Source organism: Nocardia sp. NPDC004860, assembly GCF_040609015.1.
GTDB lineage: Bacteria > Actinomycetota > Actinomycetes > Mycobacteriales > Mycobacteriaceae > Nocardia.
Map to the genome: position 1 here is coordinate 212399 of NZ_JBEXJI010000005.1, position 22926 is coordinate 235324.

The window sequence follows — 22926 nt, forward strand, 5'->3', positions numbered from 1 at the left end:
ACGGTTCCCCTACGCGGCCGGCGCCGGAGTCAGGATCTCGACGACCGCCGCGCCGGCTTCCATGCCGACCGCCGTCGCGATCATGAGCACATGGTCGCCGGGGCCGACCTGACCGGTCCGCCACACGTGCTCGAGCCCCAGGAACAGGTCGGCGGTACCGGTGTGGCCGATGGTCCGGACGAAGTCCCAGACCTCCTGCTGCTCATCGATTTCCAGCGGCAGCAGGAACATCGCCTCGAGCGAGTCGCGGGCGAAGCCGAGATGGCAGACCTTCGTGATCTTGTCCATTCCGATCCCGGCCTCGTCCAGCGTGCGCTGGGCGATCTCGGCGACCCGCAGCCCGAAGTTGCGGATCGGCGGGGCCTGGCCCGCGGCCCACTGCTCGCGCACCTTCAGGGCACGGTCGTCGAAGTTCAATCCGACACCGCGGGTGACGCCGGGCGGGAAGAGCTCCTCACCGGCGCGGTGCAGCACCTCCATCGAGGAGTCCGAGAGCGAGCCGACCGCGAGCACCTTCGCGAAACCGCCGCGGCGCGAGACCACCGCGGCCGAGCCGGCGTCCGCCAGCACGAACAGCTTCGAGGCCCGCCAGCGGTCGACCAGCGGCGTGGAGAAGTTGTCGCCGGTGGTGATCAGCACGGCATCATGAGAGGGGTTGGCCACCAGGCGATTCGCCGCGGCCTCCAGACCGGCCAGCATGCCGAGGCAGCCCTGCTTGATCTCCAGGGCCGGGACGGGACGATCGACGGTGTTGTTCAGGATGTAGTGCGCCGCCGACCAGCCGTCCGGACCCTGGTGGTGGGTGTAGGTGTGCATCAGCGCCCCGACGTCGGCGGGCTCGTGCCCACTGGCCGAGAGCGCCTTCCGGGCTGCCGCGATGGCGAGTTCGGGCGCCGGAGTGCTCGCGCTGACCGCGATCGACTCGAGGCCGGAGGCCGCCAGCGCCGACTCGTCGTACCAGCCGGCCGCGACCGCCGACGACGTCGGAATCAGTTCCGGCACTTCACTTCCGATGCCCGCCAGATACAGGTCTTGGGTCCGCATGGCGACTATACGACCATTTCGCGGCCCGGATCTCATGAGTAGTCGGTACTCAATTTGCTTGCGATGGAAAACTTCTCGCAAATTTGAGTAGCCCCGGCCGAAGTTTGAGTAGCCTTGCCTCTGGCAAGGCCCGCCGAGCCCGGGATAGTCATGAATACGTTCCGCTGAAGGAGTACTCATGACACACGTGTCGGCCGTGCCCGCGCCCACCCGCCGCCCGGAGCCGGGCGACTGGACGAGCTTCGAAGAACTCGCGGAGCTACAGCGCGCCAGACTGCCCCGGCTGTTCGAACGCGCAGTTCGATCCCCGTTCTACGGCAACCGATACGCGGACGGTGGCGCACCGGTCGAGGCCGCGGACTTCGAATCCCTCGCCCTGACCACCAAGCAGGATCTGCGGGACTGCTATCCGTTCGGGCTCCTCGCGGTGGACCGCCGGGAGCTGGCCACCTACCACGAATCCAGCGGCACCTCGGGCCATCCCACCGCGTCCTACTACACCGACGAGGACTGGATCGATCTCGCCGAGCGATATGCCCGCAAATGGGTGGGAATCACCCCGGAGGACACCTTTCTGGTCCGGACGCCGTACGCGCTCGTGATCACCGGGCACCTCGCGCAGGCCGCCGGCCGGCTGCGCGGCGCGACGGTCGTCCCCGGGGACGCGCGCTCACTGGCGCTGCCGCTGGCGCGGATCGTGCGGCTACTCGCCGCCCTGGACGTCACCCTGACGTGGTGCAACCCCACCGAGGCCGTGATGATCGCCGCGGCGGCGCGGGCGGCCGGCCTGCGCCCGGACACCGACTTCCCCTCCCTGCGCGCCATGTTCGTCGCCGCCGAGCCGATGACCGCCGCGCGCAAGCGCCGGCTGAGCGAGATCTGGGGCGGGGTGAAGATCGTCGAGGAGTACGGCTCGACCGAGACCGGCACCGTCGCCGGTGAATGCCAGGACGGCCGCCTGCATCTCTGGGCCGACCGGGCGATCTTCGAGGTGTACTCCCCCGACACCGGCCGGATTTCGGCCGCGGGCCGCGGCCGGCTGGTCGTGACGCCGCTCTATCGCGAGGCCATGCCGCTGCTCCGCTACAACCTCGCCGACGACGTCGAGGTGAGCTACGACCCCTGTCCCTGCGGGCTGGTGCTGCCGACCGTGCGCGTCCTGGGGCGCGCGGGCTTCGGTTACCCGGTGGCCGGCCGGACGGTGACGCAGAACCAGCTGGAGGAGCTGGTCTTCGCCCTGCCCCGCGAATTCGAGGTGATGTTCTGGCGCGCCCGGGCGACACCGGACGCGCTGCTGCTGGAATTCGAGGCGGCCGACGACGTCCGCGACTGCGCCGCAGGCGAATTGGGCGCCGCGATCGACGCGGCCCTCGGCATCCCGCACCGGATCACACCGCTGCGGCCGGGCACGCTCGTCCCGGCCGACGCACTGACCGCGGAGCGCGACATCCTCAAGGCCCGCTACCTGTTCGGGCCGGACGAATCCTGGGACAAAGCCCTGATGTACCAGTGACCCGCCACGAATCGGCGGGGACAGTAGAGAACGACGGAGAAGGCACGTGACCACAACAGAGTTTGCCGCCACCGACACTGTCGCCGACCCGGTGGCCGCTGTCAGCCGGCTGGCGCGATCGGGACTCTTCGGCGACTACGTCGTCTACGAGCGCCCCGGCGCTTGGGTTTTCGCCGCGGACCCCCTGGCAACGATCGAGCTGAACACCGACCGGGTGCGGATCACCGCGCGCGGGACCACCAGCGAAGAGTCCTGGACGGGCCGCCCCGTGACCGCCCTCGAGCAGGCGCTCGACCGCGTCCGCCTCGATGATCCCACCGCCGCCACCAGCTCTGCCTACGGTTGGATCGGATTCGAGTTCTGTGCCCATGCCCTCGACGCGCGGCATCACCTCGCTCCCGGAATCACGCTGGCGCACCTGATGATTCCGCGCGTCGAGGTCACCATCACCGCGTCCGCGGTCACGGTCTGGGGCGCCGCCGCCGGGGAGGCCGATCACATCGACGAGATCCTCGCCGCGCCGGTCGATCCCCTGCCGGAGGCCGAGGCGGTGGATGTCGCGGCCGATCCGACCGGCTATCGCCGCCGGGTCGCGACCGCGATCAAGGAGATCCGATCGGGCTATTACGACAAGGTCATTCTCTCGCGCCGGGTCGATCTGCCCTTCCGGATCGACCTCGCGGAGACGTACCGCCTGGGACGCGCGCACAACACCCCGGCACGATCGTTCCTCCTGCAACTCGGCGACCTCGAGGCGGCGGGCTTCAGCCCCGAGCTGGTGCTGTCCGTGGATACCGACGGCACCGTGACCACCGAACCGCTCGCCGGGACCCGCGCCTTCGGCCGGGGTCTCTCGGCCGACCGCGCCGCACGCGACGACCTGCAGAGCGACCCGAAAGAGATTGTCGAACACGCGGTCTCGGTGCGTGCCTCCTGCGCCGAGGTCGCCAGGGTCGCCGACCCGGGCACCCTGGCGGTCACCGACTTCATGTCGGTGCGCGAACGCGGCAGCGTCCAGCACCTCGCCTCGACCGTCCAGGGCCGCCTCGCCTCCCACCACACCGCCTGGGACGCCCTCGAGGTCCTCTTCCCGTCGGTCACCGCCTCCGGCATCCCGAAGCGCCCCTGTGTCGACGCCATCTTCCGCATCGACGGCTCCGCCCGCGGCCTGTATTCCGGTGCGGTGGTGACCCTCTCGCCCGATGGCGCCCTCGAGGCGACCCTCGTCCTGCGCGCGGTCTACCAGTCCGCGGGCGTCGCCTGGCTCCGAGCCGGCGCGGGCATCATCGCGCAGTCGAGCCCCGAGCGTGAATTCGAGGAGACCTGCGAGAAGCTCGGCAGCGTCGCCCCTTACCTGGTTCGACGTAGCTGACCCGAACTCGCCGCTCACGCGAGACAGCCGGATTGCCTCCCGCGAGACCAAGGGGTCTCACGGGAGGCAATCCGGTATCGGGCACCAATCCGCCGACACGACATCACGATTCACGAAAACCGTCGGGCCTCCCGCGCATGTGCAACGCGGGAGGCCCGACCGGCGTCGATGGTGACCGTCAGGTCAGGGACCAGTTGCGGGCACGGTGGCGCTGCGCCCAGAAACCGGCGTAGCGGCCGTCGGCGGAGAGCAGTTCGTCGTGGGTACCGCGTTCGGCGATCTCGCCGTTGTCCAGGAAGAGGATCTGATCCGCGTGCATGACGGTGTGCAGGCGGTGGGCGATGACCAGGACGGTGCGGTCGGCGGTGAGAGTGGCGAGCGCGTCGTGGACCGCCCGCTCGTTCTCGGCGTCGAGCGCCGCCGTCGCCTCGTCGAGCAGGACGATGGGAGCGTTCTTCAGGATCGCGCGGGCGATCGAAACCCGTTGCCGCTCACCGCCTGACAGGCTCGCACCGCCCTCGCCGACCCGCGTCGCCCAGCCGTCGGGCAGGCGATCGACGATCTCGGTGACCCGCGCGGCCTCGGCGGCGGCCCGGACCTGCGCGTCGGTGGCATTCGGGCGGCCGAGGCGAATATTCTCCTCGAGGGTGTCCTCGAACAGATAGACGTCCTGGAACACCACCGACAGCCGGGCCATCAGATCGACGCCCGCGACGGAGCGGATATCGACACCGCCCAGCGTGACCCGGCCGGCATTCACGTCCCAGAAACGCCCGATCAGGCGGCTGACCGTCGTCTTGCCGGAGCCGGAGGGACCGATCAGCGCGGTGGTGGTGCCCTCGGGGATCACGAAGGACACGTCCCGCAGCACCGGGGTGTCACCGTAGCCGAATTCGACCGATTCGAACCGGATCTCGTTGCCGGCGGGGGTCGCCGGCGTGAGCGGCTCGGGCAGCACCGGCTCGTCCAGCAGGGCCAGGACGCGATCCAGCGCACCGCCCGCGGACTTCAGCGTGGATCCCAGCACCGCCAATTCGGTGATGGGCTCGGTGAATCGGGCCGCCAGCACCAGGACCGCCACCAGGGTGGCGGGCGCAAGGTCGCGGTCGAGTACGAGGTAGACGCCGAGCGCGATCACGATGGTGAAGGACGCCTGGACGGCGACGCTCAGGCCGACCAGACCGGGAACGGCGGTCGCCAGCACGCGTCGCGCCGTGCGGTGATCGGTCCGCAGTGCCTCCTCCAGCAGCCTGTCGCCGGCTCCGCGCCCGAAAACCCTCAGTACCGGCTGCAATTGGGCGAATTCCACGACTCGGCCACCGGTCTCGGCGCGCGCGGCGGCCCGGGCGGCGTCGGCCCGGCCGCTGAGTGTCAGACTCCAGCGGTAGACGAGGACGATCACGGGGACGGTCAGCGTCACGGCAACCGCGAGACGCCAGTCGAAGACATACAACGCCACGATCACCGTCGCCGGCGTAACGACGGTGTTCACCAGCGGGCGCAACAGGTGCGCGGGCACGCCCATGATGTCCATGACGCTCTTGGTGGCCAGCTGGCCGAGCATGCCCACCCGGTCGGCGCCGAACCAGCCCAGCGGCAGCGAGGCGACGGTGTCGCCGAGCCGGGTGTGCAGACTCTTCGACAGGGCGGCGCCCACCCGGACGCCGAGTTGCAGGCTCACGTAGTACTCGACGGCGTACAGCACGAGCACGACCAGCAGCACGTACATCCACGGCCACAGCACCGAGCCCGGGTCGGATCCGAAGAGGGTCTTCAGGATCGGTACCAGCAGGGCGAAGGCGATGCCCTGCAGGACAGCGCCGATCACGAGCGCGGCGAGCATGTGCCGCAGGGCGCTGCGATGCTCGGGCCCGACGACCGTCAGCAGTTTCCGGATCATGCGCCGGTCCTCTCCTCGATACGTTCGTACTCCGCCCACATGCGGGCGTACCGCCCGCCGGCGTCCAGCAATTCGTCGTGCCGGCCCTGCTCGGCGATAGTGCCGTCGGCGAGGACCACGATCTGGTCGGCCCCGGTCACCGTGGACAGCCGGTGCGCGATCATCAGCACCGTCTTCCCGGCCGTCAAGCGGGACAGCGCGTCCTGTACGGCGGCCTCGGACTCCGGGTCGGCGTAGGCGGCGGCCTCGTCCAGGACGACGATCGGGGTGTTCGCGAGCAGCGCCCGCGCGATCGAAACCCGTTGCGCCTGACCGCCCGACAGCCGGGCGTCGATGCCGACCACCGAGTCGTAGCCGCGCGGGAGCGCCTCGATCTCCTCGTGGATCGCGGCCGCGCGAGCCATGGCGATGATCTCGTCCCGGGTCGCCTCGGGCCGGGCCAGCGCGATGTTCGCCGCGACGGTGTCGCGGAGCAACCGGACGTCCTGGAACACGAAGGCCACTCGCCGGTACAGCTCCTGGGGCGCGATCTCCCGCACGTCCACGCCGCCGACGGTGACCGCGCCGGCGGTCACGTCCCGGAACCGCGGCACCAGCGTCGCGAGCGTGCTCTTGCCCGCGCCGGACGGCCCGACCAGCGCGGTCACCGTGCCGTCCGCGAGCTCCAGGTCGACACCCGCGAGCACCTCCACCTCACCGTCGTACGAGCAGCACACGCCCTCGAGCCGGACCGTATTGTCCTGCGGCATACGCGGACTCGCGGACACCGGCAGCACGTCCGCGTCGAGCGTCGCGCGCACCTGCTCGGCGGCGGTCTTCGCCATGCTCAGTTCGTAGCCGGCGTAGAACAGCGACAGGATCGGGGCGGTGAGGCCGACGCCCAGCAGCGTGAAGGGCAGCAGGTCGACCGCCGCCAGCCAGCCGCGGGTCACGAATATCGCGCCCCCGCCGAGCACCACGGTCAGCACGACCACCGGCGACAGCACCACCTCGGCCACCGTCTTCGACGTCAGCGTCGAGCGCACCCAGGCGGTGAAGAACGTGGTGAAGGCGTCGGCGGCCCGGGAGTAGCGCTCGTGCGCCCGGCGGGTCTGCCCGAAGATCTTGACCACGCCGATACCCTGCACGAATTCGACCGCGCGGCTGTTGATTTCGGCCATCGCCCGGCCGTACTCGGGCATGCTCTTGCCGATCGCGGCCGCGGTGATGGAGTACAGCCCCAAGCCGATGACCAGCGGCAGCACCGTCACCAGCGTCATCCGCCAGTCGACCCAGATCAGGTAGGCCAGCGAGGTGACCGGAACCACGGTGGCGGAGGTGATCTCGAGCAGGGAGTGCGCCACCAGATGGTGCATGGCCTCCACGTCGTCGGTGACGACCTTCTTCACCGCCCCGGAGTTGCGGTCGGAGAACCACGCCAGTGGCACCTCCCCCAGCCGCCGCACCAGCCGCCGCCGGATGTGCAGCTGCAGTTCGTTGTCCGCGAAGTGGGTGATGCCCCCCGCGGCGAGCAGCAGGATGGTCCGGACGAGCAACGCGACGACGGCGACCACCACCCACCGCCACGCGTCGTGCGCGCGGTCCGGTCCGGTACCGACCAGCACGCGCCCGAGCTCCGCGATCGCGATGAACGGCACGACCCCGGCCGCCGCGCCGAGACCCTGGGCCACGACGGCCGCGCGCAGCCGCCATCGAATCGGTCGCAGGAGCTCACTCAGTGTCGAACTGTTCTCTGCCATCACCTTTCCCTGTTCATACGGCGGCGCGCACACGCGCGGCGGCAGCGCCGAGCTCGTGCCGGCTGTGCACGCCGAGCTTGTGGTAGCTGCGCTGCAGGTGGTTCTCGACGGTCCGGATGGAGATGAACAGTCGCTCGGCGATATCCCGGTTCGACATCCCCTGTGCCGCCAGGGCCACGATCACACGCTCGCGGCGGGTGAGCGTCGCGGAATGGTTGCTGTAAGTGGCGAACGATACGGTGGTCATCGAACTCTCCTGCTGCTCTGTGTCTTACGGTGCGGGCAGGAACCCGCGGCGGACGAAATAGTCCGTGTAGGTGGCGAACAACGCCGCGTCGATCGGCGGGCAGGTGATGTCGGCGCCCTCCGATCCTGCCCCACGCAGGAAGCCGCGCGTGGTCTCGTCGGTGAACGGTGGCTGTTCTTCCTGCTCCATCAGCATCGTGGTGCGGATCAGGGGGAACATGGCGTTGTCGACGTCGGCCGAGATCGCCTTCAGCCACTTGATGATGCTGACCTCTTTCAGGTCGTATCCGGCGGCGGCGATGAAGCCCTGGATGGTGGCCGAGTCGATGGCCTCCGGGCCGATGGCGTGGTAGGTCCCGCCGAGCGCGTCGTCCTGCCGCGACACTGCCACGATGGCCGCGCACACGTAGTCCACCGGGACGAGGTTCATCTTCAGCCGGAACCTGCGCGGGTAGACCCCCGCCTGGATGGAGCCGATGACGAAGCGCCACACGAAGTCGTTGCGCTGGCACGCCCCCGACCGCGAATCGCCCCACACCTGGGTGGGCCGGTGCACCGTGACCGGCACGCCGCGTTCGCGCGCGTGCTCGATCAGCTGCTCGGCGACCCACTTGCTCTTGGTGTACCCCAGCGGCATTCCCTCGGCCGGCCCGGTCGGATGCCGCTCACCGCGCGGAGTGACATTGTCCCCGGTCTGACCGCTGAAGACACCGGTGGTCGAGACATGGTGCAGCGGAGCCGAAGCCGCGCACGCGAAGCGCAGCACCTCGTGGATTCCGGTGACGGTCGACTTGCGCAGCCACTTGTAGGGCGTCAGGAAATTGACCTTGGCCGCGGTGTGGAAGATCGCGTCGACCCGTCCCGCGAGCTCCTGGTAATCCGATGGGGACAGCCCCAGCCGCGGCAGCGTGATGTCGCCGGGCACGAACTCGATGCGCTCCATGGCGACCTGGTCGGTCAGGTCGTAGGACGCGAGATTGGCGTGCAACCGCTCCCGGGCCTTCTCGACCGAGTCGGCCCGGACCAGGCAGTACACCGTCAGGTCGGCCGCGAGCAGTTCGCGCAGCAGGAACACGCCGAGAAAGCCGGTCGCGCCGGTGAGCAGTACCGACTTCATCCGTGCCGCCGGAACCCGCGGGGTGAAGCCCTCGATGTCGTCCGCGAGCACCGTGTCCTCGGCGAACTGCGTTGCGTCGCCCTCGATGTCGAGCGATGTCATGTCCTTGCCTTCCCGTTCTGGTGGCTACGCGACCGCGGCGCGCGCCTGTTCGATCGATCCGCGCAGCAGGAACAGCGCCTCGGCGATGTCCTCGGAACCGGCGACGATGGGCGGAATGAGGCGCAGCACCTCGGGCCGGCTCAGGCAGGTCGACACGATCAGGCCGCGCTGTGCCAGACCCACCTGCACCTCGCCGACGAACTCCGACGAGTGGAAATCGATGCCCCACAGCAGACCCTTGCCCCGCACCTCGGTGACGACCTGCGCGTGGTCGGCGGCGATCTCCGCCAGTCCGGCGGCCATCTCGGCACTGATACGGACGCCGTCCTCGACGTGCGCCTCGATCGTGGTGAGCGCGGGCTCGATCGCCGCGGTGCACAACGGATGTCCGGAGAAGGTGGCGGTGTGCAGCACCGGATCGGCCGCCAGCGGGGCGTAGAGCTGCTCGGAGCACACCACCGCGGAGACCGGGACGACACCGCCGCCGAGCGCCTTGCCGAGCAGGACCGCGTCCACCGGCAGACCGGCGGCCAGGGCGACGGAGCGTTCCCCGCAGCGACGCAGGCCGACCTGGATCTCGTCGGCGATCACGAAGGCGCCGGCCGCTTTCGCGTCGGCGCACCACTGCGCCAGGATTGCCGGGTCGAGCGCGGTGACGCCGTTCTCGCCCTGGACGGGCTCGAAAATCAGTGCGGCGACGTCGGTTTCGGCGACCACGCGCGCGACGGCGCCCGGGTCGGCCGGGTCGATGTGCACCGCGCCGATCAGCAGCGGGCCGAGGTTGCCCTTGAACCGCTCGTGATGGGTCAGCGCCAGCGCTCCGAGCGTCTTGCCGTGGTAGGAACCCTGCACGGCGATCACGGTCTGCCGCCCGGTCGCCAGGCGGGCGAGCTTCACCGCCGCCTCGACCGCGTCCGCGCCGCTACCGCCGAGGTACACCTTCGGCAGGGCGCCGCCGAGGTGTTCGACGATCGTCTCGGCGGCCTGCCCGGGCAGCGGGTTGAGCACCGAGCGGGTCGAGGTGGGCATGGTCTCCAGCTGCCGGCGCACGGCCTCGACCACCGCGGCATTGCGGTGACCGAGCAGCGCGACCGCGTACGAGCCGAAGTCGAGGGCCTCACGACCGTCGGAGAGGGTGACCCGGCAGCCGCTGGCGGACGCCTCCACCGCGCCCTGGCCGGTGAACTTGCCGGCCAGCGCCATCGACGGGGAGAAGTGCCGCTTCACCCGCTTGAACGTGGTCTTGGCATCGCCGGTCTTGATGTCGCTCATCGCATTTCCCCTACTGCCCGGCACGGGCGACGACGGACCCGGCGTAGCCTTCGAGCGCCTTGGCGATGGCGGGGTGGATCATCTCCGCCACCAGGGGCATCCCGATGTCGAACTCCACGCTCAGCTCCAGCTCCTCCGGGTGGACCTGCCAGTAGCCCCGGTATTCCGCGAGGTCACCGTCGAGCTGGCGGAATTCGATGCGGCGCTGCTCGACGGCGATGAGATCCTCTTGCTCCCACTCCATCTCGGACCCCTTGAGCTCGACCACCCAGCTGCTGGTACGGCGCTCGCCTTCGTCGTCGAGGATTTCCACCTCGTTGACGCCGGCCATGTATTCGGGGTAGGAGGCGCAGTCGAGCAGCACGTCCCACAGCCGCTCGGGCGGGCACGTCAGGGCGTGCCGGGAGGTCATCGAGTACATGTATTCGTTCCGTTCATTCGTCGGTTCCGGCCTCGCCGGATGCCTGGACCTGGATCTGCCAGTGCGAGAACAGCTTTCGTTCGCCGTGCAGGCGCAGGAGGACTTCGGTGACGTGGTCGATCTCGGCCGCGTCCGTGCAGGTCTCGGTCGGGTGGAAGGTGCGCCGGACGCGTTCCAGGCAGAGCAGCAGGACCGCGCCGTCGGGGAACGGATCCGCCAGCACCGCACCGGAATTGACGGTCAGGTGGATGATCGCCGCGGCGGCGTGCAGGGCGCCGTACTGCTCGGCCAGGCGGTACAGCTCGGCGGAGGGCCCGTAGGCGCGGCCCAGTCGCTGCTGCAGCTCACGCTGGTCGGCGGCCAGCCGGTCGACCTCACCCAGCAGCCGGCCGGCCAGGTCGGCCGATCGCTCGAACCAGGCGCGCTGGTCGCCCTCGCGGGTCGCGGCCAGCGCCCGCAGCCGCTCGATCGCGGCCGGCAGCGCCAGCAGCACGAGATCACCGTCACGGCAGAACAATTGCTGCTGCGCCGGAACCCATTCGTCGAGCTTGGCGTCGATGTCGTACATGAGCGCGACCTTGGCCTCGGCGGCCGCGCGCTGCTCCGGCGTCGCGGTCGCGCCGCGGGTCAGGATCGTCTCCAGCTGCGCGCCGACGCTCTTCAGGTTCACGACGGTATTGCCGTCGGCGAACACCGAGACCAGAATGTCGCGCAGCATCTTCTGGAAGATGCCGTAGTGCGGGTGCTCGCGCAGGTACAGCCGGGCGCCGAGCACCAGGGACAGCTGCGACAGCGTGCGTTCCAGGGAGGTCGGCACGAAGTACTTGACGATGGCGGAGAAGATGCCCGCCTGTTCCGGGCAGGCCTGCAGGCCGCGCACGCCGCCGGTCGCGACCGCCTCCGCGAGCAGCAGGTCGGCGAAACTTTCGGCCATCTGACGGCGGGTGTAGGGAATCTGAGCGACCTTCTGCCCGAAGATCTCCCGGCTGACGATGAAGTCGCAGGTCACGCGCAGCGCGGTGTCCGCAGCGCCGAGCGCGATGCCGCTGATCGTGGTGCGGGCCACCTGTGCGCTCTTGAGGACCAGTTCCAGGCCCTGGCCTTCGGCGCCGATGCGGTGGCTGTCGGGGACGAACACCTCGTCGAGCCGGATTCCGCTCAGATCCAGCGCGCGCAGGCCGTGCAGCCGCTCATTGGGCACCTCGCGCACGGATCCGGCGGGGCACAAACGTTTTTCGACCGCGAACACCGACCAGTCGCCGGGCCCGCCGCGGGCGCCGGTGCGCGCGTGCACGGTGACCACGTCGGCGAGCGTCGCGACGCCGATGAGCCACTTCTCACCGGTGAGCAGGTACCCGCCGTCGGTCTTCTCGGCACGCATGTCGTTGGACAGCACATCGCTGCCGTGGTGGCGTTCGGACAGGCCCCAGGCCATCTTCGCGCCGTTGTTGATCATGGAGACGAATCGGGTGCGCTGGGTGTCGCTGCCGCCGATCCAGGTCGGCATGAAGGCGAGGTCGGTCAGCATGAGCGCGCTGGCCGTGGTGGGGTCGCGGCGCGCGACCAGGCGCAGCAGCAGGAAGCCGGTCTCGACATCGCCTGCGCGCCCGCCCCATTCGGCGGGCAGGCAGTACTCGTGCACGGCCTGCCGCTGCAGTTCGCCGACCAGTTCGTGCGGGAACTCCTCCAGCTCGTCGTACCGCAGGATGCGCTGGAACGACAGCAGGGTCGCCGGATCGTGGGGATCGCCGAGATGACGTTCGAGTCCCTCGGCGAGCGCGATATTGTGCTGAACGGTCATGCCAGCATCCGTCCTTTCTCGTCTTCCGGGTCTGAGTGGGGTCCGGCCAGCTGGATCGGCGCGGCGGAGAACAGCCGCTGCTCCCGCCACAACCGCGACACGATGCGGAATGCGGTGTCCGCCACCGGCATCGGAAGCCTGGCGGTGCGTTCCGAAGCCCGGGCCCGCAGCAGCGACAGGGCGGCGGTCAGCCAGCCGACCGCGCCGGGTGGGCAGCCGTACAGCGAGCGGTGCCGGTTGAACCACCACAGGTGCACACACGACGCGGCCGCGTGCAGATACGCGATCCGGGCGGTCAGGTCCAGCTGTGCCGGACCGCGTTGCGCGGACGGCTGCGCGGCGATCCTGCGAATGTCGGCCGTGGCCGCACGCAGCTCGGCCTCGAGCAGTTCGAGTTCCTCGAGCAGCAGCGCCGCATCGGCTTCCAGGACGCCCCGGTCGAGCACGACCGGATCCAGCACCGCCCGGACCTCCGCGAGGACACCGGCCAGTTCGCCGGTCACCACGTCGCGGCCGCGGGTGCTGAGCGCGAGCCGATCGAATTCCAGCGGCGGCAGATCCCGGCCCAAATCGTAGGTGGCAGAGAGCAATTCGTGGTCGCGGTCGATCTCCTTCGCGTCCGCGAAGCAGTTCAGCTGCATCGAGACCAGGCGCAGATTCGCCATCGGGCTGGTGTCGAAGTACCGGACCGCGGCATTGTCGGCACGCAGCACGTCGAAGGCTCCCGCCGGCCCTTCCCGCAGCACGCTCCGGGTGCCGAGCACATCCGCGCACCGCGCGAAGACTTCCTCGGACAGCCCGGTGAGGACCGTCTTCAGCGTCCCGGACCACAGGCTCTGTGCCTCCGGGAACGTGTGCATCGCGCGCACGCACGCCAATGCGGCGGCGTCACAGGCGATCAGGGCGGCGGCCGCGGTCCCCAGCTCCCGGCGGTTGACGGGGTGGTGATCGACCGGACGGTTCGCGACCACGTGTCCGCGGGCGAAGTCCAGGGTGAGCCGCAGCGCGCTGTCGGCGCCGGCCAGGTTGGCGGCCGTGCTGGTGGCGCGCACGATCTGCATGGCCTTCATGGCCGTTTCCATGCCCCGCCCGAGCTGCCCGACCAGCGCGTCGGGGGCGACGGGGACCTGGTCGAAGTGGAACTCGGTGAAGTGCGCGCCGCGCATGCCGGCGACGCGCTGGAACCGGATCGAGGTGGCGGAATCCGGTCCCGCGGAAGGCAGGTCGAGCGGGTTCTCGAGCAGGACGGCGCTGAACGCGGCCGGGCCACGACCGCCGGTGTGGCCGATCACCAGGGCCGCCTCGGCCCGGCGCCCGAAGCCCGTGAGCCACTTCGACCCGTCCAGGCGCCACCCGGTCTCGGACGGTGTCAGCGCGCAGGTATTGGCGAGCAGGTCACTGCCGTGGCCGGGCTCGGAGAACGCGAATCCGATGGAACCGCCGCCGCGCAGCAGCTCGACGACCCGCTGCCGCTGCGCTTGCGAGCCCGCCAGCAGGACACACGAGGTGGCCGTGATGTCGATCATGGTGGCGGGCATGACGGTCAGGTCGCGCCGGGCGGCCACCCGCACCAGCGCGAACGTCTCGTCGTACCGCACCAGATCGCCACCCGCCGCCACGGGTACGTAGGACATCCGCAGCGCCGGGCCGGCCGCCTCGGTCAGCGCGTCGGGAAACGCGCCCCGCTCGGCCCGGGTGACCATGGCGGCGAATCCGCACGCGTTCTCCGGATCGGCGGGATCCCCGAGCGCGGCGTCCAGCGCCGCCGCGCCCGAATACAGCTGGGCGGGCGCGATATTCGCTACCGCAGTCACAGCTCGTTCCCGCTCTGATCGGCCGGCGCGGGGCGGAAGTCGCCGCAGCCGCGGGGCATCCGCACCCCGGCCAGCGCCAGCTGGTGCACGCGGGAGGTGAAGGCCGCACCGTGCATCAGGTTCCGCGCGACATCGGCGACGCGACGGTTCTCGGCGGCCGCCAGGTAGGAACCGCGAACCCACTCGTTGAAGCTGCCCATCGCCGGGCCGCACCAGATCTGGTAGTCCAGCGTCCGATCGCCCTCGCCGACGACCGCCCACCGCGAGGCCATGCCCAGATACCACCGGAAGATGAGCGCCATCTTCCGCTTCGGGTCGTCGGCGGCCCGGGTCAGCTGGTCGGGGTCGCGGCGGGTGAAGTACTCGACCACGTCCTGCCACACCTCGTCCACGGTGCGGCGCAGGATCTGCCCCTCGAGCCGGGCCAGCTCCGCCTGCGGCAGGGCGTCCAGACCCGGGTAGGCGCAATAGATTTCGTAGAGGCGCTTGGCGCGCATCGCGAACATGGTGCCCTTCTTCAGCACCTGCAGCTCCACGCCGAGCTCGAACATGTCGGCGGCCGGGGCCATGTCCACATCGGCGACGCCGGACTGGGCGAGCAGATGCCGGACCTCGCTGGACGTGCCCGCCTCCAGGCAGGATTGGTTCACCGAGCCGGTCACGATGTAGTCGGCCCCCATGGCGAAGGCCGCGGCCGCGGCGATCGGGGTGCCGATGCCGCCGGCGGCGCCGATCCGGACGTCCAGCGGCAGGCCCAGTTCGTGCCGGATCTGGTCGCGGCGGCGCACCAGCGACGGGAACAGGGTGGTCAGCGGACGGCGGTCGGTGTGGCCGCCGGAGTCGGCCTCGGCGGTGATGTCGTCGGCCAGCGGGACCAGCCGGGCCAGCTCGGCCTGCTCGGCGGTCACCAGACCGGCGGCGACCAGCTCGGCGACCATGGCCTCCGGCGCCGGCCGCATGAACTTCTCGGCGACCTCGGCGCGGGAAACCTTGGCGATCACCCGGTTTCCGGTGATCACCCAGCCGCCGGCGGAGCGGGAGAGCCCGGCCACCCGGTAGCGCACGATGTTCGGGGTGATGTCCATGAAGGCCGACGCCTCGACGCACCGGACGCCGTAGCGCAGGAACAGCTCCACCGCGGCGCGCTCCAGCTCGGCCTCGCTGGGGCTGTGAATCAGGTTGGCGGCGTAGGGCAGTCCCGGGATCTCGGCCGCGAAGCGCTGCAGGGCGGCCTCCACCCGCGAGGGCAGCAGTCCGGCCGCGCCGAACGAGCCGAGGTATCCGGCCCGGGCCAGCGCGATGACGTAGTCCTCCGAGGCGATGCCGCCGGCCATGGCGCCGCCCATGTAGGCGTACCGCACGCCGTGATGCGCGCGGAACGCCTGGGAGCCCAGGCTTTCCGGGAGCAGCGGGCCGACCGCGGCGACCACGGTCGCGTCGTCGAGCGGCCGGTGCACGCTCAGCCCGGCACCCTCGGGCGTGCGCACCACGTAGACGGACGACTCGAGGTCGGTGAGGGTGTCGTAGCAGCCTTCGACGGTGGTGTGGACAATCGGTTCGACGAAGTCGTCGGTTCCGAGGGTGATGCTCATCGTTCGTCCTCTCGACGGTTGTGCACCTCAACGGCGATGTCAGTGATCTCGTAGATGCGCATGCCCGGCTTCCAGACATTGGCGTCGGCGATGACCAGCGCCCGGCCGTCCTCGCGCCGGATTTCCTTGATGTGCAGGTCGAAGGTCATCGGACCCTCGGTCCGCAGAATCTGCCCGCGGTACTTCCAGGTCATCGGCACGCCGACCGGCATGGCGAAGACCGGGTCGTCGAACTCCCCGCCGAGCCCCGCTTCGATGGCGTAGACCTGCAGCGCCTGGATCAGCGCCTCGACGCCCAGCGAACCGGGCATGACCGGGTCGCGGTAGAAGTGGCACTCGAAATACCAGTCGTCGTGGTCGATTTCGCGGTGGCCGCGCAGGTACCCCTGCTCGTACTTGCCGCCGCCGGCGACGATGTCCACGGTGTCGACCATGCGCAGATGGCCATCGGCCAGCCGCAGGCCCGGCCGCGAGAACCAGTCGTCCGCGCCGCGCACCGCGAGGGTGCGAATCGCGCTGGGCGGCAGGCCGTCCTGCTGATCCAGCCAGGGAGCCACGTACTTGCCGCCGTCCAGGCCGATCTGATTGGCCAGCGCGTCGGCGGTGTGATAGCCGAACATGGACTCGCCCCGGTAGAAGAGCACGCCGTCCGCGAACAGCTCGTAGCTGAACTTCTGCAGCGACGTGCCGGGCATGATCTGGTTGAAGGTCATCCGCGTGTGCTGGCGAATCGTCTTGCCGCGCAGGTCGATCTGCTCGACCACACCGGCGGTGCCGTCGAGGTTGCGGATGTTGAGCTCCTGCTCCGGCGTGGCCAGGGTGGCGCCCAGGTAGTAGCCGAGCAGGATGGCCGCCTGCAGCGAGGACTCCATGTACACGCAGTTCGGCATGCCGGGGAAGGCGTTCTCGTGGAAGTACCACGCTTCCGGCGGGCAGTCGTACTCGGTCTCCATGGTGGCCCCGGACTTCAATTGGCCACGGACACCGCCGAATCGCATGATCCGGTCCACGAAGCGGAAGTCCCCATTGGGGATGTAGGGCGCCTTGCGGTCGGCGTAGATCTCGAATTCCGGTCCCATGGCGGTCGCCAGGTCGCCCTTGGCGGCGTGGGCCAGGTGCAGCTCGTTGATGAACGCGGGCTCGCCGTGGGCGTTGCGCCGGCCGAGGAACGCCGGGATGCCACCGGTCTCGGGCCGGTACGGGGTACCGGGCTTCTCACGGACCTGCACGCCGAAGTTCTGCATGCTGATCATCGCCTTGTCGCCGTCGTAGACGACGATGTCGGCGATGACGGTCGGGCGCGGCAGCATGGACAGCTTGGTGATCTCGACGTGATAGCGCAGGCTGCGCTGGCGCGGCGTGATCTGGCCGCGCACCTTGACCTGCGTCTTCAGGCCCGGCACGGACTGGAACTCGCCGTCCGGGACCACCAGGTGCATGCCCAGGTACATGGCGTAGACCTGCAACAGCTGCACGCCGCCCTCGGCCACCAGGGAACCGGCCAGCACCGGGTCACCCGGGAAGTGGCACTTGAAGTACCAGCCCTCGGGGTCCAGGTACTTGACCGCGCCCAGCTCACCGATCCCGCACGGGCCGCCGAGCCGGTCGATCACGGTGATCTCGTCGATCATGCGCAGCATCGAATCCGGCAGGCGCAGTGAGCGATTGCAGCCGTCGGCGGTCTGGTCCCAGGCCGGGCCGAACACCTCGGCGGGGCGGCCCTGGGCGAGCAGTTCCAGGTCGGCGCCCGAGAGCGACGTCCGGTCGGTGCGCGCCAGCGGCTTGAACCAGGTGCGGCTCATGGCTTCCCGCCGCCTGCGGTCGGCCGCGCTGGTCACCACGCCGAGGGAGTTCTCCAGCTCCGCGCTGGAGAAGAAGCCCGCGCAGGCGTTGAGCAGCTCGAGAATGAGCACGCCGTCGGCGTAGCAGCGGTAGTTGAAGAAGAACAGCAGGCTGTCGCCGTTCCAGACGAAGCGCGCGATATTGATCTCGTAGCGCAGCGTCTGACCCTCGCGCGGCAGACCGCCGTGGAAGACCAGTTCACTGTCGAGCAGCCGGTAGACGCGCTCGCCCTTGTTCCGGAAGTCGATGCCCAGGTAGCTGATCAGCAGCAGGTCGCACTGGCCGGCCTCGATGGTGACCGCGCAGGGCACCAGGCCGTCCACCGAGTACCAGGCGCCGACCGGCACGTCGTATTCCGTGGTGATCGACGAGGGCTCGTAAACACCCGGCGTGCCGTTGATCTCGGTGACGCGGGTGACGAAGTGGTAGGGCGGCTCGGGCAGTCGCACCCGGACCGGATAGGTGTCGTACTCGGCGAAGTCGGGACCGAAGACGTTCACGACCTTGCCCGAGGCGAACTCCAGCAGCTGCGCTTCATCCCACACCACCGGTCGGGCGGGCTCGGCCGGGACGGGCGCATCCGGCACGGCCGGAGGCGCCGGCGGGACCGGGCCGCGGCTCGCCTCGAGTGCGTCGAGACTGGCCAGCGCCAGGGCGTTCTGCACGCGCAGGAAGGATTCGTGCGCCTCGGAGACGCTGAGCCGCATCGGCTGGATGACTCGGGTGCGGGCCGCGACCACATGGGTGGCGACAATGGCCGGCTGCGGCTGGATCATTGCCGGCTGGACCTGGATCGCCGTCGGCGGCACCGGGGCGGCGGGTGCCACGGCGAGCTCGGCGGGACGACGGGACGGTAGAAACACGAACGGTTCTCCCTCGATGACGATGGCATCCGGTTCGACGGTGATCGGAAGCAGAATCTGAACCTCGGCCTCGAAGGCGCGGCGTGTACTCGCCTCGGCCAGCACGGGTTCCGCGCGCTCGCGGACCCGCTCGACCAGCGATTCGCCGCCGCAGGTGACCGCGGCGCGGAACGCGGGCCGGGCCGGCGCGGACTCGGCGGGGAACAGGCGGTCGAGCCGGACCTCGACCCCGTGGCTCACCAGCCGGGCCAGGGCGGCGCACACCGACTGTCCGGTGGACATGCCCCGGCGGTCCACCGAGACGGCGACGTGCGGACGGTCCCCGAGGGTGTCCCCGATCCAGCGGGTGCACGTCGCGCCCGGGCCGACCTCGATGAACACGCGGAATCCGCGGTCGTAGGCGGTTTCGGTGAGTCTGGCGAAATCGACCGTGGTGCACAGCGTGTCGGCGATGCGGCGGGAAATCACCGCGCGGTCCGACACCTCGACCAGGCCGTAGTCGAAGCTCGACAGCAACTCCAGGTCCGGGGCGGGCGCGCCCAGCGGGTGGTCGTTCAGGGACGCGAACTCGGCGAACTCGGATTCCACCACGGCGCAGTGCATGACGTGGTTCGCGGGAGCCTTGGCGGACTTGCAGTCCAGGCGGGCGATGAGCTCACGGACCTGCTCCGCGAAACCCGCCACCACCACTTCGCGCGGCGTGTTGATGTGGGTCAGGTAAACCCGGTCCAGACCCGGCATCGCCGCGCGCACCTGCTCGGCGCCGGCGAGCAGCACCTGGGTGGTCCACACCTCGCGGTCGGGCGTCGCGTCCGGCAGTCCCCACGCCGAACGGATGAGGCGCTTGGGTCCGCGCAGCTGGTCGATGAACAGCGGCGACCGGGTCAGCGGGGTGTCGTCACGGACGGCGGCATCCCACACGTCCATGGCGAAGAGCATGCTGCTCTCCCCCAGGCTGTAGCCGAAACCGCCGTGCGGGCGAATGCCCATGGCGTCCCGCAGCATCCGGGTCGCCAGCACGGCGGCGTTGGTGCCGAGGGCGAGCATGGTCGGGATCGACTCGATGAGCTCGCCCTCGTGCCGCATCAGCGCGGCCCGGTCGACACCCAGCGGAGCGGTCGGGAACAGCGCCGCGTGCTTGTACTCCGCCCAGGGCGTGCGGGCATCGCGTTCGAATTCCGACAGCAGGCCCGGGAAGAGCGTGAACAACTCGCGGCCCGCGCCGGGGTAGGCGGTGAAGGCGCCCGGATAGACGAACGCGATCTTGCCCTCGGCCCCGGCCGGGCGCGGCGTGCAGTAGCTGCCCGCGGGCGTCGTCCAATCACGTTCCCCCGCAATCGTTTCCGGAAGATGCTTCACGGCCGCCGACAGCTCGCGGCGCAGCGCCGCGGCGTCGGCGGCGACGATGGCCGCGACATAGCGTCCGCGCCGTTCGGCCGTGGCCTGCCGCCGGGCCAGGTCCAGCGGTGCGGTCCCGGCGTCGAGCGCGTCCAGGCACGCCTGGGCGGCCGTGGCCAGTTCCCGGCCGCTGTCGCCGGACAGCGGCACCAGCAGCGGCGCGACGGATCCGGACCAGTCGAGGGTTTCGACCGCGGGGCGCGCGGGCGGGGCGGACAGGATGACGTGCGCCGCGGCGGAGCCGTCGACCGCGTGCACGGCGGCGACGAGGCGGTCCTCGACACGGCGGCCGAGCCACGGGACGGGGCCGTCGAGCAGCCGCAGCGCGGAATCGGTGAATCCGTCCGTCACGTCGGCGGTCTCGCCGATCCCGGCCGCGGCGGGCGGCAGTTCGCGGTGCCGCAGGCTCAGCGCCGCGGCGACCACGCCCACCAGCACGCTCGCCTGCTGGGTGTCGCCGAACAGCGGCGGGTGGCCGGCCAACGCGCAGCCGGGGACCTCGCTGCCGCGGTCACCGTAGAGCCGGGCGAGCTCGCCGAGCCGCTCGGCATCCAGGTCGGCGGCCAGTTCCAGATAGCCGATGTCGTCCAGCGTCAAGTCGTGGGCGGTGAGCGCCGAACGCACCTTGTCCGCCAGCGATTCCGGGCCGGCGGCATCGGTCACCACCGCGTCGATGGTGAGCGGAGAGTCCGCCGCCGCCCGGGTGAGCACCACGGCCGCCGCGCCATCCCCCAGCACCGGGCGGGCGCCTTCGGCCAGAGCCGTGCGCACCAGGGTGTTCTCGTATCCGGCGGCCAGCTCGACACCGCCGACGAGCACGGCCTCCACGCTCGGGTCGAGCAGCAGCAGGCCCGCGATCTCGAGCGCGCGAGCGCCGCCGGTGGCGTCGGCCGACACCGTGAAGGCCGGACCGGTGAAGTTGTGCGCGGAGGCGATCCGCGCGGCCATCACGTTGCCGATATAGCTCAGCACCTCGTTCGCGCCGATCGGGTCGTGCACGCCGGCGCGGACCGCGGCCTCCAGCCGGTCGAGCTCGTCCGCGGTGAGATCCAGTCCGGTGCGGGCACATTCGGACCGCACGTGGGCGCCGATGTCGAAGCGGGCGCGGTGCGCGTGCGAGCGCGGCTCCATCTCCATGGCGATCACCACGCCGATGCGGCGCTCGGTGCGGTCCTTGGCCGACGCGGCGGCGAGTCCGGCCTCGGCCAGCGCCTCGTCCGCGGCCTCGAACAGCAGCAGGTGCTGCGGATTGGCCTGGGCGAGTTCGGCGGGCGGCATGCGGTAGCCGCGCACGTCCACCTCGACGCTGTCGACGTAGCCGGCGTCCGAGTCCGGCTCGAGTTCGGCGAGGCCGAGCGATTCCGCTCCGTACCACCGTGTTTCGGGGCGCCGCACGAGCGCGGCACGCCCCGCGCGGCGGGCGCGGCGCAGTGCGGGCACGCCCGCGACGTCACCCACGCGCACGCCGAGGCCGCTGATCGCCAGCTGGATCGGCTGTGGCGCAGCGGCTTCCGCATCCGCGTCCACCGCGTCGGTCAGGACGAGATGGGCGTTGGTGCCGCCGAATCCGAAGGCGGACACACCCGCTCGGCGCGGCTGGTCACCGGTGCCGGGCCACGGCTGGTTGGCGGTCACGAGCCGATCGGCCGCGCGCTCCGCGCCGGCCGGCCGGATCGGCTCGGTGGCGGTCGGCGTGGCGGGAATGATGCCGTGCCGCATGGCGAGGATCGCCTTGAGGACACTGGTGAATCCGGCGACGGTGAGCAGGTGGCCCACATTGCCCTTCACCGACCCGAGCAGCGGCACGCGGTCCGCGCCGAAGAATTCGGTGAGCCCGCGCAGTTCGATCGGATCGCCGACCGGGGTGCCGGTCGCGTGGCATTCGATGTAGTCGACGGTCTCGGGGTTCACGCCCGCGCCGTACGCCTGCCGGTAGGTGGCGAGCTGCCCGGAGATGTTGGGCACCAGCGGATGAGCGCCGGCGCCGTCGTTGCCGAGGGCGATGTTTTCCACCACCGCGTGGATGCGGTCGCCGTCGCGCACCGCGTCGGCGAGCCGCTTGAGTACCAGCACGCCCGCGCCCTGGCCGGTGACGATGCCGGTGGAGGCCGAGTCGAAAGGCTGGCTGATGCCATTACCCGGGTAGGCGTGCAGGTCGCTGAAGGACAGGTGGATCAGCAAGGGATCCGGGGCGCACACCGCGCCGGCGAGGACCACGTCGGCCGCGCCGGTGGCGAGGTAGTCGCGGGCCAGGCTCATGCTGTACAGGGCCGAGGAGCAGGCGGCGTCCAGCGCCAGGCGCGGACCGCCCAGGCCGAGGGCATCGCTCACGACGGTCGCGGGCAGCCCGGACGGCCAGAGCGACCGCACCGGCGCGTCCGGCTGCCATGCTCGGGACCCGCTGTCCGGCACGGGAAGTCCGGCCAGCCGCAGTCCCCTGCTGACGCCCTCGTGGAACATCGGCAGGCACAGCCTGACCGACTGCTCCGTCGGGAAGGAATAGTTGCCGAGGACGAGTCCGGTGCGGGCGAGCGCCGGATCGTCCTCGGCGATCCCGGCATCGGCCAGCGCCTGCCGGATCGCATACAGCGGCCACTGGACCACCGCACCGAGGCCCTCGATGGTCTGCGCGTCGATGCGCAGGCCGTCGTGGTCCATTTCGGGTCCGGTCACGAAACCACCACGCACGGAGGTGATTCCGTGGGCCTCGTCACCCCACGCGCCCGGCGTCGCCGGGTCCGCGCCGAAGGTGTCGGCGGTGCCCGCCCGGCGCAGGTCGGCGCCGGCGAGCAGGTTGTCCCAGAACTGCTGGGGCGTATTCGCGCCCGGGAGCAGGCAGCCGATGCCGACGATGGCGATCGGCGTACCGCTGTATGTGTCCGACATGGAT

The 22926-nt window shown here is 70.5% G+C and carries 13 protein-coding genes; 2 read left to right on the top strand and 11 right to left on the bottom strand.

Annotated elements, in window-relative coordinates:
• Positions 1–9: 9 nt before the first annotated feature.
• Complete coding sequence (locus ABZV44_RS13735; RefSeq protein ID WP_354835708.1) at positions 10–1044, bottom strand: ketoacyl-ACP synthase III family protein; 1035 nt, start codon at positions 1042–1044, stop codon at positions 10–12.
• A gap of 178 nt (positions 1045–1222) precedes the next feature.
• Here ABZV44_RS13735 and ABZV44_RS13740 point away from each other — a divergent pair, with 178 nt between their 5' ends.
• Both ABZV44_RS13740 and ABZV44_RS13745 read left to right on the top strand, forming a co-directional pair.
• Positions 1223–2557: an AMP-binding protein gene (locus ABZV44_RS13740; RefSeq protein ID WP_354835710.1), complete on the top strand. Its 1335-nt coding sequence runs from the start codon at positions 1223–1225 to the stop codon at positions 2555–2557.
• A 46-nt stretch (positions 2558–2603) separates the two neighbouring features.
• Positions 2604–3929 (top strand): salicylate synthase, encoded by a 1326-nt coding sequence (locus tag ABZV44_RS13745; protein WP_354835713.1) that lies wholly within the window; start codon positions 2604–2606, stop codon positions 3927–3929.
• A 178-nt stretch (positions 3930–4107) separates the two neighbouring features.
• On the opposite strand, the gene ABZV44_RS13750 is transcribed toward ABZV44_RS13745, so the two are convergent.
• From ABZV44_RS13750 to ABZV44_RS13795, 10 genes are read right to left on the bottom strand one after another with little or no spacing between them, the layout of a single operon-like run.
• Positions 4108–5829 (bottom strand): ABC transporter ATP-binding protein, encoded by a 1722-nt coding sequence (locus tag ABZV44_RS13750; protein WP_354835716.1) that lies wholly within the window; start codon positions 5827–5829, stop codon positions 4108–4110.
• Positions 5826–7568: an ABC transporter ATP-binding protein gene (locus ABZV44_RS13755; RefSeq protein WP_354835718.1), complete on the bottom strand. Its 1743-nt coding sequence runs from the start codon at positions 7566–7568 to the stop codon at positions 5826–5828. Before ABZV44_RS13755 ends, ABZV44_RS13750 begins: the two co-directional genes overlap by 4 nt.
• 13 nt (positions 7569–7581) lie before the next feature.
• The gene (locus tag ABZV44_RS13760) at positions 7582–7815 is read right to left on the bottom strand and encodes a LuxR C-terminal-related transcriptional regulator (protein ID WP_354835720.1); all 234 of its coding nucleotides are present in this window, start codon (positions 7813–7815) and stop codon (positions 7582–7584) included.
• 24 nt (positions 7816–7839) lie between these two features.
• On the bottom strand, positions 7840–9033 hold the full coding sequence (locus ABZV44_RS13765; protein WP_354835723.1) for a thioester reductase domain-containing protein: 1194 nt from the start codon (positions 9031–9033) through the stop codon (positions 7840–7842).
• A 24-nt stretch (positions 9034–9057) separates the two neighbouring features.
• The gene (locus tag ABZV44_RS13770; protein WP_354835725.1) at positions 9058–10305 is read right to left on the bottom strand and encodes an aspartate aminotransferase family protein; all 1248 of its coding nucleotides are present in this window, start codon (positions 10303–10305) and stop codon (positions 9058–9060) included.
• Positions 10306–10315: 10 nt separating this feature from the next.
• Positions 10316–10726 carry an SRPBCC family protein gene (locus tag ABZV44_RS13775; protein ID WP_354835727.1) on the bottom strand — a complete coding sequence of 137 codons (411 nt, stop codon included), beginning with the start codon at positions 10724–10726 and terminating at the stop codon, positions 10316–10318.
• 13 nt (positions 10727–10739) lie between these two features.
• Positions 10740–12527, bottom strand: coding sequence for an acyl-CoA dehydrogenase family protein (locus ABZV44_RS13780; protein WP_354835729.1), 1788 nt, complete (start codon positions 12525–12527; stop codon positions 10740–10742).
• Positions 12524–14341: an acyl-CoA dehydrogenase gene (locus ABZV44_RS13785; RefSeq protein ID WP_354835731.1), complete on the bottom strand. Its 1818-nt coding sequence runs from the start codon at positions 14339–14341 to the stop codon at positions 12524–12526. The genes ABZV44_RS13780 and ABZV44_RS13785 overlap by 4 nt, the downstream gene beginning before the upstream one ends.
• A complete protein-coding gene (locus ABZV44_RS13790; RefSeq protein ID WP_354835733.1) occupies positions 14338–15933 on the bottom strand; it encodes a PfaD family polyunsaturated fatty acid/polyketide biosynthesis protein in 1596 nt (531 codons plus the stop codon). The genes ABZV44_RS13785 and ABZV44_RS13790 overlap by 4 nt, the downstream gene beginning before the upstream one ends.
• Complete coding sequence (locus ABZV44_RS13795; protein ID WP_354835735.1) at positions 15930–22922, bottom strand: beta-ketoacyl synthase N-terminal-like domain-containing protein; 6993 nt, start codon at positions 22920–22922, stop codon at positions 15930–15932. The genes ABZV44_RS13790 and ABZV44_RS13795 overlap by 4 nt, the downstream gene beginning before the upstream one ends.
• Positions 22923–22926 lie beyond the last annotated feature (4 nt).

Bases quoted from the DNA above. Each gene is read 5' to 3' on its own strand.
- ABZV44_RS13735 (WP_354835708.1), bottom strand. From the start codon at position 1,044: ATGCGGACCCAAGACCTGTATCTGGCGGGCATCGGAAGTGAAGTGCCG.
- ABZV44_RS13740 (WP_354835710.1), top strand. From the start codon at position 1,223: ATGACACACGTGTCGGCCGTGCCCGCGCCCACCCGCCGCCCGGAGCCG.
- ABZV44_RS13750 (WP_354835716.1), bottom strand. From the start codon at position 5,829: ATGATCCGGAAACTGCTGACGGTCGTCGGGCCCGAGCATCGCAGCGCC.
- ABZV44_RS13755 (WP_354835718.1), bottom strand. From the start codon at position 7,568: ATGGCAGAGAACAGTTCGACACTGAGTGAGCTCCTGCGACCGATTCGA.
- ABZV44_RS13760 (WP_354835720.1), bottom strand. From the start codon at position 7,815: ATGACCACCGTATCGTTCGCCACTTACAGCAACCATTCCGCGACGCTC.
- ABZV44_RS13765 (WP_354835723.1), bottom strand. From the start codon at position 9,033: ATGACATCGCTCGACATCGAGGGCGACGCAACGCAGTTCGCCGAGGAC.
- ABZV44_RS13770 (WP_354835725.1), bottom strand. From the start codon at position 10,305: ATGAGCGACATCAAGACCGGCGATGCCAAGACCACGTTCAAGCGGGTG.
- ABZV44_RS13775 (WP_354835727.1), bottom strand. From the start codon at position 10,726: ATGTACTCGATGACCTCCCGGCACGCCCTGACGTGCCCGCCCGAGCGG.
- ABZV44_RS13780 (WP_354835729.1), bottom strand. From the start codon at position 12,527: ATGACCGTTCAGCACAATATCGCGCTCGCCGAGGGACTCGAACGTCAT.
- ABZV44_RS13790 (WP_354835733.1), bottom strand. From the start codon at position 15,933: ATGAGCATCACCCTCGGAACCGACGACTTCGTCGAACCGATTGTCCAC.
- ABZV44_RS13795 (WP_354835735.1), bottom strand. From the start codon at position 22,922: ATGTCGGACACATACAGCGGTACGCCGATCGCCATCGTCGGCATCGGC.